Source organism: Oleiphilus sp. HI0117 (assembly GCF_001635235.1).
This window is the reverse complement of record NZ_LWGA01001497.1, coordinates 1-1,628: the sequence shown is the minus strand read 5'-3', so window position 1 is coordinate 1,628 and position 1,628 is coordinate 1. Positions and strand designations below refer to the sequence as shown.

At 44.7% G+C, this 1,628-nt stretch carries 1 protein-coding gene; it reads left to right on the top strand.

What is annotated here, in order from left to right:
* Positions 1–1,563, top strand: a 1,563-nt coding sequence (locus tag A3757_RS24745; RefSeq protein ID WP_156506575.1) for a PAS domain-containing sensor histidine kinase, incomplete at its 5' end; no start/stop codon positions are given.
* Between the last annotated feature and the right edge of the window lie 65 nt (positions 1,564–1,628).

Sequence of the window (1,628 nt, the reverse complement as noted above, 5' to 3'; positions counted from 1 at the left end):
TTGGAAAGCATTACCGAAGAGCTACACCAGCAACAAAGTAACGGCCTAAATTCTCCCTTAAGCTACCAAAGCGAGGATGAGTTAGGCACTTTGGTTAAGCGCTATAATGCTCTTGCCAAAGACATAGCCAAACGCGCTGAGGAGGTAAACGAAACCCGGCGTATTATCGATGGCATCACCGACGGTGTCCCCGTATTACTTTCCTACATTGATGCACAAGAGCGCTTTCAGTTCGTTAACAAGAACTATAGTCGCTGGAGCGGCCGTGATACTAGCACCTATAAGGGTAAAGCAATTTCTGAAGCCTTGGGTGAAGCCATTTACGAACGGACTCAACCCTACATTAAAAAGGCTCTAAGCGGGACGTCCTGTCACTTGGAAACAGATATGGCGACCGTTAACGGTAAAAGGCATTGCAAAGCGAATTACCATCCTGATTTTGGCGAAAATAACGAAGTCCTCGGAGCCTTTATTTGTATCGAGGATCTTTCAGAGGTCAAAGTTTCAGCCTCAAAATTATCTGATTACGCACAAGAACTAGAATTCCGTGAAATAGCCCTTCAAGAAGAAAAAGCCGTTGCCGAAAATGCGTTGAAAGTTAAGTCTGAGTTCCTGGCCAGCATGAGTCATGAAATACGCACGCCAATGAACGGTGTACTCGGCATGCTCAATCTGCTGATGAACACAGAGCTCAGTGATGAGCAAAGACAAAGAGCCTCATTGGCAAAATCTAGTGCTGAGTCCTTGCTAAGCTTGATCAACGATATACTCGACTTCTCTAAGGTTGAGTCAGGTAAACTCGAGCTTGAGCAGGTCTCTTTCGACTTAATTGACTTAATCTCCAGCTTGGCGAAAACACTTAGTAAGCAAGCATACGACAAAGACATAGACTTCGTTGTCGATGTTTCGGGCATCAATAAAACCCATATCACAAGTGACCCTGGGCGAATCAGGCAAGTCTTAACGAGTTTAATATCGAATGCGATAAAGTTTACTTCTTCCGGTAGCGTAACCCTAAAACTAGAAGTCTACGAAGACTTTGGTGACAGCCTGGATCTAATTTGCGAAGTTCACGATACCGGTACCGGAATAGCTAAAGATAAGCTGGCAACGATATTTGACTCATTCTCACAAGCAGATGCCTCAACCACTCGAAAATATGGCGGCACTGGCCTTGGTTTAACTATTTCTCGAAATTTATGCCAATTAATGCATGGCGATATTAGAGTCGCCAGTGAGCTAGGTAAAGGTAGTGTCTTTACTGCCTCATTCATGGTTGACAGCTCTACTGAAAACAAAGAAAGCGCGCCACAATTTGAGACCGAACAACTGCTAGCATTTATTCTCGATAAACATCAGGACACAGCCAAGGAAATTGAGAAACAGCTAAGTAAATGGGGAATTCCCTCATATATCTGCGACAGCTCCAATTCCGTGCTCAATTCACTCAATGAACATGTTGTCGGGCCTGGTAAGGTCCCCTTGATCTATATCGATGCAGACCTGATTGAAGGTTCTGCCCACGACCTTAGCGACAACCTTCGCAGCCAAGCTGGAGATTAAGTCAATTAAGTCGAAAGAGACCTGCTCAAGCTCGAGTTTACCTGACTCAACCTTAGAGAAGTCGA